This is a genomic window from Streptomyces sp. URMC 126, from assembly GCF_051386555.1.
In the GTDB taxonomy this organism is placed as follows: domain Bacteria; phylum Actinomycetota; class Actinomycetes; order Streptomycetales; family Streptomycetaceae; genus Streptomyces.
This window is the reverse complement of sequence record NZ_JBPQTX010000039.1, coordinates 17,699-34,011: the sequence shown is the minus strand read 5'-3', so window position 1 is coordinate 34,011 and position 16,313 is coordinate 17,699. Positions and strand designations below refer to the sequence as shown.

Annotated in this window: 8 protein-coding genes; 7 read left to right on the top strand and 1 reads right to left on the bottom strand. The window is 75.7% G+C overall.

Annotated elements, in window-relative coordinates; genetic code table 11:
- Nucleotides 1-134 precede the first annotated feature (134 nt).
- Nucleotides 135-1,400, bottom strand: a complete 1,266-nt coding sequence (locus ACSNOK_RS07580) for a GH25 family lysozyme (RefSeq protein WP_436779816.1) — start codon at nt 1,398-1,400, stop codon at nt 135-137.
- 360 nt (nt 1,401-1,760) lie between these two features.
- Here ACSNOK_RS07580 and ACSNOK_RS07575 point away from each other — a divergent pair, with 360 nt between their 5' ends.
- The 7 genes from ACSNOK_RS07575 (at nt 1,761) to ACSNOK_RS07545 (ending at nt 16,307) form a co-directional block, all read left to right on the top strand.
- Entirely contained in the window at nt 1,761-2,096 is a 336-nt protein-coding gene (locus ACSNOK_RS07575) for a hypothetical protein (protein WP_436779815.1), read from the top strand.
- Nucleotides 2,097-2,262: 166 nt separating this feature from the next.
- Nucleotides 2,263-3,243, top strand: a complete 981-nt coding sequence (locus ACSNOK_RS07570; protein ID WP_436779814.1) for a TIGR03557 family F420-dependent LLM class oxidoreductase — start codon at nt 2,263-2,265, stop codon at nt 3,241-3,243.
- Between the two features lie 37 nt (nt 3,244-3,280).
- The gene (locus ACSNOK_RS07565; protein WP_436779813.1) at nt 3,281-5,080 is read left to right on the top strand and encodes a thiamine pyrophosphate-requiring protein; all 1,800 of its coding nucleotides are present in this window, start codon (nt 3,281-3,283) and stop codon (nt 5,078-5,080) included.
- Between the two features lie 6 nt (nt 5,081-5,086).
- Entirely contained in the window at nt 5,087-6,202 is a 1,116-nt protein-coding gene (locus ACSNOK_RS07560; RefSeq protein WP_436779812.1) for an enolase C-terminal domain-like protein, read from the top strand.
- Nucleotides 6,203-6,315: 113 nt separating this feature from the next.
- On the top strand, nt 6,316-7,077 hold the full coding sequence (locus ACSNOK_RS07555; RefSeq protein ID WP_436779811.1) for a diguanylate cyclase: 762 nt from the start codon (nt 6,316-6,318) through the stop codon (nt 7,075-7,077).
- 53 nt (nt 7,078-7,130) lie between these two features.
- Nucleotides 7,131-8,258 carry a hypothetical protein gene (locus ACSNOK_RS07550; RefSeq protein ID WP_436779810.1) on the top strand — a complete coding sequence of 376 codons (1,128 nt, stop codon included), beginning with the start codon at nt 7,131-7,133 and terminating at the stop codon, nt 8,256-8,258.
- 525 nt (nt 8,259-8,783) lie between these two features.
- Nucleotides 8,784-16,307: an SDR family NAD(P)-dependent oxidoreductase gene (locus ACSNOK_RS07545; protein ID WP_436779809.1), complete on the top strand. Its 7,524-nt coding sequence runs from the start codon at nt 8,784-8,786 to the stop codon at nt 16,305-16,307.
- Nucleotides 16,308-16,313 lie beyond the last annotated feature (6 nt).

Genomic DNA, 16,313 nt, shown 5'->3' with positions numbered 1-16,313 from the left:
GGGTGGCGGTGGCGTTGCGGTGGTTCCGGGGCGGGGCGGCGGAGGACTGAGAACGCGGGGGCAGGTCGGGACGGCGCGTCACGCCGCCCGGACTCCGCCGCCCGGACCCGACTGCCCGTCTCACGCCGCCCGTCTCACGACAGCAGCGCCTGCCACGTCGCGGGGCCCACGATGCCGTCGGCGTCCAGGCGCCACGCCTTCTGGTAGACGACGACCGCGTCGTGGGTGCCCGGGCCGAAGACGCCGTCCACGTCCAGCGCGGAACCGTGGCTGACGAGGAGGTGCTGGACCGCCTTCACGGCGGGGCCGGTGGTGCCGGAGCGGACGGTGGTGACGAGGGCCTGCCAGGTCTTGGGGCCGATGATGCCGTCGGCGGAGAGGCCGGCCGACCGCTGGAACGCGGTGACGGCCTCCTTCGTCGCGGGGCCGAAGGCGCCGTCCGGGTCCAGGGCGGCGCCCCGGGCGTTCAGGAGGTACTGGGCCGCGGTGACCTGGGGGCCGCGCTGTCCCTGGGCGAGCAGGGGCCAGCCGGCCGTGGGCGGCGGGGTGTAGGCGCCGTCGGCGAAGGCACGGAGGTCTTCGGGCGAGCCGTTGAAGACGTCCTGGTCACCGGGGAAGGGGCCGCGTTCCGCGGTCTGCCAGACGGTGTAGGCGGACCAGCCGGCGGGCAGGGGGTGGGCGGTGCCGTTGTGGTTGGCGGTCCAGAGCGGCAGCGTGCCGCCGAAGGCCCGGGAGCCGCCGGTGCACTGGGACCACCAGGGGGCGTTGGTGTAGAGGGCCGGGTACCGGCCGGTGCGTTCCCGGTAGCGCTCGGCGAAGGCGCGGATCCAGCCGACCATGGCGGCCGGGTCCAGCCCGTAGCAGGCCGGGACGCCGGTGCCGGGGTAGGCCTCGATGTCGAGCGCCCCGGGCAGCGTCCGCCCGTCGGCCCGCCAGCCTCCCCCGTCGGCGAGGAAGGCGTCGGCCTGGGCGGCGCCGTCCGAGGCGTCCGGGCGGGCGAAGTGGTAGGCGCCGCGCACCAGTCCGGCGGCGGCCGCGCCGTCGTACTGCCGGGTGAAGAACGCGTTGCGGTAGGTCAGGCCCTCGGTCGCCTTGACATAGGCGAAGGAGGCGCCCGCCGCCGCGACGGCGGGCCAGTCCACGTCCCCTTGGTACGCGCTGACGTCGAGGCCCCGGACGGCCGCCCGGACGGGAAGGGCCGGGCCCGGCGGCGGCTCGGGCAGGCTCGAACCGGCGTGGTGGCGCTCCTCCCCACCCGTGACCGGCGGCACGGGACGCGCCGCGGCCGGCCGGGCGAGGGCGGCGAGCAGGGAGAGGAGAAGGAGCAGGAGGGGGACGAGCGGAGCGGCGCGGCGACGTGGCCGCGGCGCCGCGGGCAGCGCCCGGAGCGGGGACTTCATCGCAGGCTCCCGAGGATGCGGGCCCGTCCCGCCGCGGCGGTCCACACCGTCCACCGGCGCGCCGGGACCGGTCGCGCGGCGCCGGCGGACGGGCCCGGTGCCGCGGCGGCCCGGGGGTGGGCAGGGTGACCGGGAGCCTAGCGATGTGCGCCGGGTGGGGGAATGCCTCGTTCCGGACACGATCGCTGGGCCGGCGGCGGTGGCCGTCCGCGCGGACGCGGGCTCGACGGCCGAAGCCGGGAAGGTGCCGAGTACGTTCGCCCGATGGAGTTATCTACCGCATCGCGGCATTGACGGTCGGTCGTGCAGGAATGAGCCTTCCCGCAAGGCAATGTCACGCTCTGCCAGGAGGGCAGCGTCATGACCAAGACGCCGTCGGACGAAGACCGAGCCTTCACGGGAGCCGCCACCGCGTCGGCACCCCAGGCGGTGACCTCCGTCTACACGGCCCGGTGGGACTACGGCCCGCACCACGGGAGGAACATCTACCACTACACCTGGGAGGGCGTGATCACCCCGCGCACCCGGGTGTTCGTCACGGTCTCGGAGGGCCAGGGAGAGAACAGGTTCGTCGGGGCCGCCCCCATGTCCGTGGAGAACGTGGCGCCGCGGAACGGCTACGTGGACTTCAGGTTGTTCATCGACTGGCCCACCGATCTGGGGGTTGTCGCCGACTTCCTGTTCGTCAACCCGTAGGGCCACCCACCCGGGGGGACGGGCGCCGAGGCCGGCACGGGGGGGCGGAGAGCGCTCTCCGGCGGCACCCGTCCGCCCCGGAGGCGAGGTTTCGGCACGGCACCGTGGGGTTACCCGTCCGGTCTGAGCACGCGCCGGCCCCGGACGAGGAGGGAGTGTCCGCCCCATGGCTACTTCGTACGGCTACTTCCTGGCCTGCGAGGAGCACTCCCCCGCGGACCTCGTCGAACAGGCCAGGATGGCCGAGGACGCCGGCTTCACCTCGTTGTGGATCTCCGACCACTTCCACCCGTGGACCGGCGAGCAGGGGCACAGCCCGTTCGTCTGGTCGGTGATCGGGGCGCTGGCCGAGGCGGTCTCGCTGCCCGTCGAGACGGCCGTCACCTGCCCGACCGTACGCATGCACCCCGTCGTCACCGCGCAGGCGGCGGCGACCAGTGCCGCCCTGCTGGGCCCCGGCCGGTTCCGGCTCGGGGTGGGCAGCGGCGAGGCGCTGAACGAGCACGTGCTGGGCGGCCCGTGGCCGCGGGCGGCGGTCCGGCTGGAGATGCTGGAGGAGGCCGTCCGGGTGATGCGGCTGCTGTTCGAGGGCGGCCAGGTCAGCCACGCCGGGCGGCACTACACCGTGGAGAACGCCCGGCTGTACACCCTTCCGGACGAGCCGGTGCCCATCGACGTCTCGGCGTTCGGCCCGGCGGCCACGGAGGTGGCGGACCGGTGCGGGGACGGGCTGATCACCATGAGCCCGGACGCGGAGGCGGTCCGCCGCTTCCGGCAGGCCGGTGGCGAGGGCCGGCCGGTGTACGGCGGCGTCAAGGTGTGCTGGGGGCCGGACCGGGACGAGGCGCTGCGCACCGCGCACCGGCTGTGGGCGGTGGAGCAGCTGCCGGGCGAGCTGAACCAGGTGCTGCCGACCCCGGCCCACTTCGAGCAGGCGGCGGAGCTGGTCACCCCCGAGCGGGTGGCGCAGGCGGTGACCTGCGGGAACGACCCCGAGGAACACGTGGCGGCGCTGCGGGCGTACGCGGACGCCGGCTTCGACCGGGTCCACGTCAACCAGATCGGTCCCGACCAGCGGGGTTTCTTCGACTTCTACCGGACCGAGGTACTGCCCCGGCTCGCCGAACCGGCGGGCCGGACGGGCTGAGCGGACACTGAGCGGACACCGAGCGGAGAGGAACACAGTGGCTGAGAAGGTCTCCGACCACATCCTGGCCCGGCTGCGCGAGTGGGGCGTGGAGCGGGTCTTCGGCTATCCCGGCGACGGGATCAACGGGCTGATGGCCGCCTGGGAGCGGGCGGACGACCAGCCGCGCTTCATCCAGGCGCGGCACGAGGAGATGGCCGCCTTCGAGGCCGTCGGGTACGCGAAGTTCAGCGGTCGGCTGGGCGTCTGTGTCGCCACCTCCGGCCCGGGCGCCATCCATCTGCTCAACGGCCTCTACGACGCCAAGCTCGACCACGTCCCGGTGCTGGCGATCGTCGGCCAGACCGCGCGGACGGCGATGGGCGGCGCGTACCAGCAGGAGGTGGACCTGCACGCGCTGTTCAAGGACGTGGCCTCGGACTTCGTGGAGACCGTCACCGTCCCCGAGCAGCTGCCGAACGTCCTGGACCGGGCGGCGCGCACGGCACTGTCGCGGCGGGCGCCGACGGCGGTGATCGTGCACGCGGACGTGCAGGAGCTGCCGTACAGCGCGCCGGGGCACGCGTTCAAGATGGTGCCGTCCAGCCTCGACCACAGCGACTGGCAGTCGGTGCCGTCGGACGAGGCCCTGGAGCGGGCCGCGGAGGTCCTCAACGCGGGGCACAAGACGGCGATTCTGGTCGGGCAGGGCGCGGCCGGTGCCCGGGCCGAGGTGGAGCAGGTCGCGGACCTGCTGGGGGCCGGGGTCGCCAAGGCCCTGCTGGGCATGGACGTGCTCGGCGACGACCTGCCGTACGTGACGGGTTCGATCGGGCTGCTGGGCACCCGGCCGTCGTACGAGCTGATGCGCGACTGCGACACCCTGCTGACGATCGGCTCCAACTTCCCGTACTCGCAGTTCCTGCCGGAGTTCGGCTCCGCGCGGGCGGTGCAGATCGAGCTGGACCCGCACATGGCGGGGCTGCGCTACCCGTACGAGGTCAACCTGATCGGCGACGCGCGCGCCACCCTCCAGCGCCTCATCCCGCTCCTGCGGCGCTCCACCGACCGCGACTGGCAGCGGAAGGTGGAGGGCGACGTGGCCCGCTGGAAGAAGGTGATGGAGAGCCGGGCGGCGGTGAGCGCCGATCCGGTCAACCCGGAGTACGTGGCCCGGGCGCTCTCGCCGCTGCTGCCGTCGGACGCGATCGTCACCTGCGACTCGGGTTCGGTCGCCAACTGGTACGCGCGGCACGTGAGCATGCGCCCGCCGATGCGCGGTTCGCTGTCGGGCACGCTGGCCACGATGGGCAGCGGCGTGCCGTACGCGATCGGCGCCAAGTTCGCGCACCCGGAGCGGCCGGTGGTGGCGCTGGTGGGCGACGGGGCGATGCAGATGAACGGGCTGGCGGAGCTGATCACGATCGCCAAGTACCGGGCGGAGTGGGAGGATCCGCGGCTGGTGGTGGGGGTGTGGAACAACCACGACCTCAACCAGGTCACCTGGGAGATGCGGGCGATGAGCGGGTCGCCGCAGTTCCTGCCGTCGCAGCAGCTGCCGGACGTCCCGTACGCGGAGTTCGCCCGGTCGATCGGGCTCACCGGGATCAAGGTGGAGAAGCCGGAGGACGTCGAGCCGGCGTGGCGCGAGGCGCTGGCCGCGCCGGGTCCGGCGGTGGTGGAGTTCGTGACGGATCCGGCGGTGCCGCCGATCCCGCCGCACGCGGACTGGGACCAGATCGAGTCGACGGTCAAGTCCATCCTCAAGGGCGACACCGACCGGACCGGCATGGTGAAGCAGGGCATCAAGGCGAAGGTCCAGGAGTTCCTGCCGCACCGGCACAAGAAGGAGTCTTGACCGCGGATGAGGAGCGGAACAGCCGCCGAGGCGCGGATCGACGGGCTGGACGTGGCGGCGTTCACCGTCCCGGCCGACGCCCCCGAGGCCGACGGCACGCTCGCCTGGGACGCGACCACGGTCGTGGTCGTGGAGGCACGCTGCGACGGGGTGACCGGCACCGGCTGGACGTACGCGCCCGCGGAGGCGGGCGCGGCCGTCACCGGGCTGCTGGCGGACCTCGTCACCGGGCGCGACCCCCTCGACGTCGCCGGGGCCAACGAGGCGATGGTCCGGTCCCTGCGCAACGCGGGCCGGCAGGGGCTGCTGGGGTGCGCGGTGTCGTCGGTGGACCTCGCGCTGTGGGACCTCAAGGCCCGGCTGCTGGAGCTGCCGCTGCGGAAGCTGATCGGCGCGGTCGTGGAGGACGTGCCGGTCTACGGGTCGGGCGGCTTCACCACGTACCACGACACGCACCTGGCCACGCAGCTCGACGGCTGGGTGCGGGGGCACGGGATCGGCCGCGTCAAAATCAAGATCGGCGAGTCCTGGGGCCGGGAGGTCCACCGGGATCTGGAACGGGTGCGGCACGCCCGGGAGGTCATCGGTCCGGAGACCGCGCTGTACGTGGACGCCAACGGCGCCTACGGCCGCAAGCAGGCCGTGCGCGTCGGCGCGGCGCTGGCCGAGCTGGGCGTGGCGTGGTTCGAGGAGCCGGTGTCCTCCGACGACCTGGAGGGGCTGGCGGTCGTCCGCGACCAGTGCCGGTGCGACGTCGCCGCGGGCGAGTACGGGTACGACCCCGCGTACTTCGGCCGGCTGGCCCGGGTGGTCGACTGCCTCCAGGCGGACGCCACCCGCTGCGGCGGGGTGACGGGCTGGCTGCGGGTGGCGGCGGTCGCCCAGGCGCACGGCCTGGACGTCTCGGCGCACTGCGCGCCCCACGCGCACGCCCATGTGGCGGCGTGCGTGCCCAACCTGCGGCACGTGGAGTGGTTCCACGACCACGTCCGCATCGAGTCGACGCTCTTCTCGGGGGCGCTCGACCCGTCCGGCGGAACGATTCGTCCCGGGGCCGACGGCGCCCCCGGGCACGGCATGACCTTCCGCCGGGCGGAGGCGGACCGGTACCGCGTGCGGTGACCCCGGACCGTGTGCGGTGAACCGGTACCGCGCGCGGTGAGGGGACGCGGTCCGCTCCCGCTCTCCTCCTTTGTTTTCCTCTCTTTTCTTCCGTACCGAAAGGACCTTGGCGCATGTTCGGCAACCGCAACCCCGCCGCCTCGCTGAGCTCGAAGACGTCCGTGGTGGCCAAGGCACCCCTGCTTCCCCGGCGCCCGCTGACCACCACGCCGCCCTTGGCCTCCACGTCCTCCCTGGCCTCCAAGCTGGCGTCGGAGGTGGCGGTGGAGAACGCCACCACCCGCTATCTGATGTACGGGCTGCTGCCGTCCTGGTTCATCCCGGGGGTGGCGGACTGGGTGATGCACCGGCGGACCCGCATCGAGGACACCTCGGGCACCAAGGAATCGCTGATCCACGCGCTGATGATGACCGAGGTCGGCATCCCGGTCGCCCTCACCCTCCTCTTCGAGGTCAACCCGCTGCTGCTGTCGGTGCAGCTCGGCGCGACGGCCTGCCACGAGGCGACGGCGCTGTGGGACGTGCGGACGGCCGTGGAGAGCGAACGGGACGTCAAGCCCATCGAGCAGCACATCCACAGCTTCCTGGAGTCGCTCCCGTTCGCCGCCCTGGCGTCCCTGATGTGCCTCCACCCGGAGCAGGTGCGGTCCCTGCTGCGCGGCGGCGCGGGCGACCCGACGGCCTGGAAGTTCGTCCCGCGCCGCCGGCCGCTGCCGGGCAAGTACCTGGCCGGGATCGCGCTGGCGGTCGGCACGTTCGTGGCGCTGCCCTACGGCGAGGAGCTGGTGCGCTGCGCGCGCCGCGGCCTGAAGCGGCGCGGACGGCGGCGGGCGGAGGCGAAGGCCGAGCGGTACGACCGCGCGCTCGGCGGCTGAGGGCCGGAAGCGGCCCGGGGGCGTTGTCGTACCCCGCTGCTACGGTCGCTTCCATGACGCACAGTGACCGCGCCTTGCGCATCCTCCACGAGCGCCCGGATCTGGCCGCCCTGGCGGCCTGGCCGTTCTCCTTCGACATCGGCGGGGCCGAGCACGTCGAGGAGGTACGGCTGGCCTCGGGCGCGCCGCTGCGGCCGATAGCGGGTGAGGACTCGGGCGGTACGTACTTCCTGTGCGCGGGCGGCGAGGTGCTGCACGCCGACTCGGAGGGCTCGGCCGGGCTGCTCGCCGAGAGCCTGGACGACGCTCTGGAGATCCTGATCGGCCTGCCGGGCGAGGCGAGTTGCCTGTCGTCCGAGGACGACGACGCGACGCTGGCCCGGGAGCTCGCCGAGGCCGAGGAGGAGCTCCGTGAGAACTACGGCCCGGAGTTCGACGCGGACCGCGAGCGGCTGCTGTCCGGGCTCGGCCTGCGGCGGCGCCCGGCACGGGAGCTGCTCGTCCGCATGGAGCGCGCGGAGCGGCGCACGGAGCCGGACTTCGTGCTGCTCAACGCGGTCGAGGGGTGCGCCTACCAGGTGGACGAGACCCTGCGGGCGCCCGTCCGGGAGACGGTCCTCGCCCCGGGCTTGGCGGACTTGGCGCTGATGCGGGCCGACGCCGCCTGCCACGAGACCGTCGCCGCCGACCCGGCCCGCCGGGCCGGCGTCCTGGCCGCCGTCCGCCACGACCACCGGCCGGAGGACGTGCCGTCGCTGCGCGCCCTGCTGCGGCACGGGGCCCGTGCGGGGGACCCCGCCGAGCTGCTGTCCGGGGCGGCCGTCCCGCTGGTCCGGTACGGCGACGCCGCGGACCACGCTCTGCTGCTGGCGCTGCGCGGTGCCGTGCCCGGAATCCCGGACCGCGCCGAGGCGTTGGCCGGATGGGCGGCGGACGCCCTGCGCTCCGGCCCCGCCGCCCCCGAGGACGAACCCCCGCTCTTCTGGGCTCGCCTGGCCCGCCTCCAGGGGCGGACCGAGCTCGCCCGCGTCACCCTGATACGCCTGCTGGACGACGCCGGGCCGCGCGACGACGCTCTGGTGGCCGAACTCGTACCGGAGTTCGCGGCGTTGGGGGACGAGGCGCAGGCGGCGCGGGCGCGGCGGCGGCTGCCGAGGGGAGGGGTCGTCACCGGCGGCTGAGCGGGTCGGCGGGGGCGCCGGACGCGGGGACGGGGAGCCGGAGAGCGAGCTTCCGCACGCCCGCCACCGGAGAGGCGGACGGTGGCACACCGGGCGGGCGCGCCCTCGTCGGGCGCCACCCGGCGGCCTTATGCGCCCGGTGGACGATCCCGGGCCCCGGGGCCGGCCGGCGCATCCGGAGCCTTTCGTTCCACGGCCCGGCCCCCGACGTCCGCCCGCCCGCGGACGGCCGTTCCCCATGCGCTCCGGGCCCGGTTTCCCGCGGCCGCGCACCGGGACGGCTCCGCACCGTGCCCCGTGTGATCCTCCGGGGGCGCCACCGCCCGGACGGCGGCCGGCCGCCCGTCCGGCCTCACCGCGCATCGAGCCGCTCATACAAGCACACCACCACACTCTTCGGGTGCCTCGTCCGCCCGCCGCCCCACGGCGGCGCGGCCCGGTTTCCCCCGTTCCCCCAGGGAAAGCCTCCCTTGCCCGAAACAGCGGCAGGAGCTCGACAGTCCTTGCGCCACAGGGGAGATGCCCGTGACCGAGCACAACCGTCCCCGCCGGACCACCTCGTCCGACGACGCCGTGGCCGTCGTCGGGATGGCCTGCCGGTTCCCCGGCGGCATCCACTCTCCCGAGGACTTGTGGACGGCGCTCACCGAGGGCCGGGACCTGGTGGGCGAGGTACCCCCCGACCGGTTCGACGCCCGCCTCTTCACCGACCGCCGGCGCAAGCGGCCGGGCAAGAGCCGCACCTCCGCCGGCGGGTTCCTCGACACCATCGCCGAGTTCGACGCCGGTTTCTTCGGCATCGCCCCACGGGAGGCCGCGCGGATCGACCCGCAGCAGCGGCTGCTGCTGGAGACCGCCGTCGAGGCACTGGACGACGCGGGGATGTGCCACGCGGAGTGGGCGGGCACGGCCACGGGGGTGTTCGTCGGCATCTCCTCCAGGGACTTCGGCGATCTTCAGACGGCCGGGCCGCACAGCATCGACGCGCACACCATGACGGGGCTGGCCTCCGCCCTCGCCGCGAACCGCGTCTCCCACCACTTCGACTGGCACGGCGAGAGCATCGCCGTGGACACGGCCTGCTCGTCCGCGCTGACCGCCGTCCACCGGGCCTGCGCGTACCTCCGCGCCGGCGCGGGTCCGGCGGCCCTGGCCGGCGGGGTGAACGTCCTGCTCAACCCCTTCGGCTACCTCGGCTTCTCGGCCGCCTCGATGCTCTCCCCCACCGGCCGCTGCCGCCCCTTCGCCGCCGCCGCCGACGGCTTCGCCCGCGCCGAGGGGGCGGCGGTCGTCGTCCTCAAACGGCTCTCCGACGCGCTGGCGGCCGGCGACCGCGTGCACGGGCTGATCGTGGCCACGGGCGCCAACTGCGACGGCCGGACCCGCGGCCTGGCCCTGCCCAGCCGCGCGGCCCAACAGGCGCTGCTGGAAGGGGTGTACGACGGTGCGGGCATCCCGCCGGACGATCTCGTCTACGTGGAGGCCCACGGCACCGGCACGGCGGCCGGCGACCCGGTGGAGTGCGAGGCCCTCGGCCGGGCCCTCGGCGTACGGCGCTCGTCCGGCGCCCTGCCCGTCGGCTCGGTGAAGTCCAACCTCGGTCACCTCGAAGCCGCTTCGGGCATGCCCGGGCTGTTCAAGGCCCTGCTGGTGCTCCGGCACGGCATCGTGCCGCCCACCCTGCACGCGGAACCGCTGAACCCCGCCATCGACTTCGACCGGTTCCGCCTGCGGCCCGCGCTGCGGGCGGAACCCCTGGTCGAGCGCCCCCGTCCGGTCGTGGGCGTCAACAGCTTCGGCTTCGGCGGCGCCAACGCCCACGCGGTGCTGGCCCCGGCGCCGGACCCGCGCCCGTCGGCCGTGGCCCTGCCGCTCCCCCGCGAGGGCGGCCGGGAGCCGGGCCGTCCGGGCCTGCTGCCCGTCCTGGTCACCGCGCACACCGGGCCGGCCCTGGCCGCCGCCGCCCGCCGGATGGCCGGACGGCTGCGGTCGGCGTCGGACGCCGAGTTCCCCGACCTGGCGTACACGGCGTGCCGCCGGCGGACACACCACGCCCACCGCGCGGCGGTGCTGGCCGGCGGGCGGGCGGAGGCCGCCGACGGGCTGGACGCCGTCGCGGACGGCCGCCGGGTGGGCACGGCCGCCTCGGGGCGGGCCCGGGGCACCGGCCGGATCGCCTTCGCGTTCTCCGGCAACGGCTCGCAGTGGCCGGGCATGGGCGCCGGCCTCCTCAAACACGACCCGGTGTTCCGCGCGGAGGTCGAACGCGTCGACGCCGCGCTCCGCCCCCACCTGGGCTGGTCCGTCCTCGACGCGCTCGCCGCCCCCGCCGGCCCGGAGGACCTGCGGCGGACCGAGATCGCCCAACCGCTGTTGTACGCCGTGCAGTCGGGGCTGGTGGCCGTGCTCGACGGGTGGGGCGTGCGGCCGTCCGGCGTCCTGGGGCACAGCGTCGGGGAGATCGCCGCCGCCCGCACGGCCGGGATTCTGGACGCGGAGACGGCCGCCCGTGTCGTCGCCGCGCGCAGCCTCGCCCAGGCCCCGACCGCCGGGCGGGGCCGGATGGCCGCCGTCGGACTGCCGGAGGACGAGGCGCGGGCGGCCGTCGAGCCGTACGGCGGGCGGCTGGTGGTCGCCGCCGTCAACAGCCCGCGGGACGTGACGCTCGCCGGTGACGCCGCGGACCTCGCGGACCTGGGGGAACGGCTCGCCGCCCGCGGCGTCTTCTTCCGCGCGCTGGACCTCGACTACGCCTTCCACACCTCCGCCATGGACCCGGTGGAAGAACGGCTGCGCGAGCTGCTCGGTGATGTCCGGGGGGCCGCCGGAGCCGTCCCCTTCGCCTCGTCCGTGACCGGCGGCCCGCTGCCCGGGACCGCGCTCGACACCACGTACTGGTGGCTCAACGTCCGCCGCCCGGTGCTGTTCGGCGCCGCCGCGCGGGCCCTGCTGGCCGACGGCCGCGACCTCTTCGTGGAGATCGGCCCCCACCCGGTGACCGCCGGCTACCTCACGCGGATCGCCGGGCCCGACGGCGGCCGCGCGACGGTCGTCAGGACGTGCACCCGTGACGGCGACGGCGTCGAGGAGACGCGCAGGACCGTCTCCCAGGTCCTGGCCTCCGGCGGCCGCGTCGACTGGTCGGCGCACTTCCCCCGGCCCGGGCGGGTCGTCGGCCTGCCCGCCCTCCCCTGGCAGCGCGAACGGCACTGGAACGGCGCTCCCGAGTGGTGGACCGCCCGCGCGGACGGGGACGGGCCTCCGGCGCACCCCCTGCTGGGCACCCGGCTGCCGGGCCTCGAACCGTCCTGGTCCGGCCCGCTGGACGCCGCTCTGCTGCCGTGGCTGGGCGACCACCGGGTGGGCGACAGCGTCGTCCTGCCCGGAGCCGCCTACCTGGAGGCGGCGTTCGCGGCCGCCGGCGAGGTCTTCGACGGGCCCGTGGAGGTGCTCGGAATGAGCTTCCTCCGGGCTCTCGCCCTGCCCTGGGAGGACGACACGGCCGACCCGCGCTGCCAGGTGTCGCTCTCCGACGAGGACCACCTCTTCCGGTTCACCGCCCGGCGGGACGCCCGCGAGGACTGGCGGCCGCACGCCCGCGCCCGGGTGCGGCCCCTGCTGGACCCGCCACCGGACGGCGCCGGCCCCGCGGTCCCCGGCCCACGGCACGCCCGGGTCTGGGAACGAGACGACTACTACGCCCGGGCCGCGCGGTCCGGGCTGCCGTACGGGCCGGCGTTCCGGGTTCTGGACCGGCTCCGCTTCGACGACCGCGAGGTCCACGCCGAGTACACGGCCGCGGTGGACGGCCTCGAAGGGTACCGGGCCCACCCGGTGCTCCTGGACGCCCTCCTCCAGGCCGCCGGGCCGCTGCTGTGGCCGGCCGACGGCACCGGCGCGGCGTTTCTGCCCGCCTCGATCGAGCGGGTGCGGATGTGGCGGAGCCCGTCCGCCCGCGGCCGGATCCACGTCCGGCTGCGGGAGCGCGGACCGGCCGAGGTCACCTTCGACGCGCGCCTGCTGGACGAGAAGGGCCGGACGGCACTGGAGTTCACCGGAATCGGAGCGCGCCGCTTCACGGCCGGCGCCGACGCGCCGGTGTCCCGCTACACGGAAGTGCTGCGGGCCCGGCACCACCCGCGTGCCCCGCATCCGGCCGCCGACGCGCCCGTGCCGTCCGGACAGGAGCTCGCGGACGCCGTCGACCGGTGGCGCGCGGCGAGCGGGTCGGCCGCCCGGGAGCGCCGGGACCGGGCCTGCGCCCGCCGTTTCGGAGAGGTGATCGCCCACTTCACCGCCGCGGCGGTCCTCCGCCTGCGGCGGGACGCGGGGGCCGACCCCGCCGCCGCGTTCTCCGTCGACGACCTGGTGGCGGCGGGGATGGAGGACAGGCACCGCCGGTTCGTCGCCTCGCTGCTGCCCCTCGTGACCGGCCACGGGCTGCTGAGCCCGGTACCGGCGGAGCCGGGCCTCCCCTCGCGGTGGCGGGCCGCGGCCACGCCGCGCCCCGGCCCCGTCCTGGACGCCGCTCTCCGCGCGTTCCCCGAACAGGCCCTGCTCTTCGCGCTGTACGCCCGCTGCGGAACGCACCTCGCCGACGTCCTGCGCGGCACGCGGGACCACCGCGAGCTCCTCTTCGCCGACCCGGACCGGCACCTCATCGACCAGTTCTACAGCCGGTTCCCATTCATGGAGAGCCGCCTGGGCATCGTCCGCGAGACCCTGCGGGCGGTCGCCACGGGGTGGCCGGCCGACCGGCCGCTGCGCGTCCTGGAGGTCGGCGCCGGAACGGGCGCGATGACGGGCCGGCTCCTGGACGTCCTGCCCGCCGAACGGACGGAGTACGTCTTCACCGACGTGTCCTCCGCGTTCTTCCCCCGCGCCCGGAGCCTCTTCGCGGGGTACGACTTCGTGGACTACCGGCTGCTCGACGTCAACCGCCCGCCCGAAGAACAGGGTTTCGCGGACGGGACGTTCGACGTGCTGGTCGCCTACCACGCGCTGCACGTCGCCCACGACGTGCGGCAGGCCGTCGCCCGGCTGGCCGGTCTTCTCGCCCCCGGCGGCCTCTTGACGGCGGTGGAGATGCACGACGCCCCGTTGACCACGGCCTGCTTCGGCCCGCTGGACGAGTTCTGGTCCTTCACCGACACGGACCTGCGGCCCGCCTCGCCCCTGCTGTCGTCCGAGCGGTGGACGGAGGTCCTGGAAGGCTGCGGCCTCGACGACGTCCGGGCCCTGGCCGCCGACCCGACACACCCCGACGCGCCCGCCACCGTGCTGGTCGGACGGCGCCCTCCGGCCGGCGCCGCCGCCCCGCCCGTCACCCCGCCGCGGGCCGGCGGACACTGGGTCATCGCCGCGGAACGGCCCGAGGGGACGACCGCCCGGCGGCTCTCCGCCCTGCTCACCGGGGCGGGCGCCACCGTGCACCGGGCCGGTCTCCCCGCCGACGCCGAGGGGTGGTCCCGTTCCTGGGCCCGGCCCACGGGAGAGGGGCCCTGCCGGGTGGTCCTGCTGCCGGACGGAGCGCCGCCCCCGCGGGACCCCGTCGCCCGCACCGAGTCGGCGGTGCGCCGGACCGCCGCGCTGGCGGCCTTCGCCCGCGCCTACGCGGCCCCCGGCACCCCGCCGGTGTCCGATCTGTGGCTGGTCACCCCGGCCGGCTCCGTGCTGCCCGCCCCGGCGGGGGCCGGCCGCCCGGACGACGCCGCGCTCTGGGCGGCGGCCCGCTGCCTGGCGTCCGAGCATCCCTCGCTGACGGTCCGCCGGGTCGCCGTCGCCGCCGGGACGGATCCGGAGCGCCTGGTCACGGAACTGCTCGACCCGGACGAGGAGGACGAGGTCCTGCTCTCCCCGGGCGGGCGGTTCGCCCCTCGGCTCCGGCCGCTGTCCACCGCGCGCCGCACCGCCCGGTCCGCGCCCTTCCGGCTGGAAGTGCGGGAGCCCGGGCTCTCCCACCGTCTCGCCTGGGCCACCGCCGCACCGCCCGCCACCGGCCCGCACGGCGTACGCATCGAGGTACGGGCCGCCGGGCTGAACTACCGGGACGTCATGGAGAGCACGGGGCTGCTGCGCCCGGGAGCCGCGTCGGTGACGGAGAACGGGCAGTGCCTGGGGCTGGAGTGCGCGGGCGTCGTCACGGCCGTCGGCCCGGCCGTCACCGACCTGCGCCCGGGCGACCGGGTGTACGCCATGGCCCCCCGCTCCCTCGCCTCCCACGCCGTCGCCGACCGGCGGCTGACCGGCCGCGTCCCCGACGGCATGGACTTCGCCGCGGCCGCCACCCTGCCCGTCGTCCACCTCACCGTCCACCACGCGCTCGACCGGCTCGCCGGGCTCGCCCCCGGTGAGACCCTCCTCCTGCACGGGGCGGCCGGCGGCGTCGGGCTCGCGGCGCTGCGGTTCGCCCGTGCCCGTGGCGCCCGGGTGATCGCCACGGCCGGCACCCCCGCCAAACGGGACCTGCTCCGGCTGCTGGGCGCCGACCACGTCCTGGACTCCCGCACGCTCGCCTTCGCGCGACGGGTACGGGAGCTGACGGCCGGCCGGGGCGTGGACGTGGTCCTCAACTCCCTCGCCGGCGAGGCACTGACGCGCAGCGCCGAACTTCTGCGCACCGGCGGCCGGTTCGTCGAACTGGGCAAGCGCGACATCGCGGGTGACGGCCGGCTGCCGATGGCGCTCTTCCACCGCAACGTCTCGTTCTTCGCGGTGGACCTCAACCAGCTCCTCCAGGACGACGCCCTGCCGGCGGACGTGCCCGCCGAGGTGTTCGCCCGGGTACGGGACGGCGCCTACCTCCCCCTGCCCCGGCAGGACTACCCCGCCGACCGGGTCGACGAGGCCTTCCGGACCCTGCGGCACTCCCGCCACCTGGGCAAGGTGGTGGTCACCTTCGACGAACCGCCGCCGGTCGAGGCGCCCCCGTCCCCCGCGCCGCCGGACCCCGACGCGTCCTACCTCGTCGTCGGCGGGCTGAGCGGACTGGGCGCGGCCTTCGCCCGGCATCTCGCGGACGGCGGCGCGCGCCGTCTCGTGCTGACCGGGCGGCGGGGCGAGGCCACGCCCGGCGCACCGGAGCTCGTCGACGACCTGGCCGCGCGGGGTGCCCGGGCGACGGTCCGCGCGGCGGACGTGTGCGACCCGGACGCCGTGGCCGCGACGGTGCGCGACATCCGGGCGACCAGCGGGCCGTTGAAGGGCGTCGTCCACGCCGCGACCGTCCTGGACGACGCCCCGCTGACCGAGCTCACCGAGGACCGCGTCCGGGCCGCGCTGGCCCCCAAGATGCTGGGCGCGCTGCTGCTGGACGCCGCCACCGCCGACGATCCGCTGGACTTCTTCGTCTGCTGTTCCTCCGTGACGGCCGTCGTCGGCAACCGCCACCAGGCCAACTACGTGGCCGGGAACCTCTTCCTGGACGCCTTGGTCCGCTCGCGCCGGGCGGCCGGGCGGCCCGGCCTGTCCGTCGCCTGGGGTGCCATCGGTGACACCGGGTACGTGGCCCGGACCGGGCTCGACACGACGCTCGCCCGCTCCGGCATCGGGGCGATGACCTCGTCCGAGGCGTGTGCCGTGCTCGACGGGCTGTCGGCCGCCGGTACCACGGGCGCCGTGGTGGGCCGGTTCGACTGGCCGCGACTGGCCGCGCACCTGCCGGTCGGCTCGTCCCCCCGTTTCGCCGGGCTGTGCGCCGAGTCACCCACGGAACGCAAGGATTCCGCCGCACGGTTGCGCCACCGGCTCGCCGAGGCGGACCGGGACGAGGCGAGGGAGCTGACGGCCGAGGTCGTGCGCCAGGCGGTCGCCGACGTCCTGCAGACGGATCCCGGCCGTCTCGACCGGCAGCAGCCCCTGGACCGGTTGGGGCTGGACTCGTTGATGGCGGCCGAGCTCATGAGCGTCCTCGCGCGCCGCGTCGGCTGCGAGATCCCGGCGATGGAACTCATCGACGCGGGCGGCATCGACCGTCTCGCGGAGCGGGTCCTGGTCCGGCTCGGCCACGGTGCCGGCACCGGCGACCGGGCCCGGCCCGGGCCCATGTGACTCCGC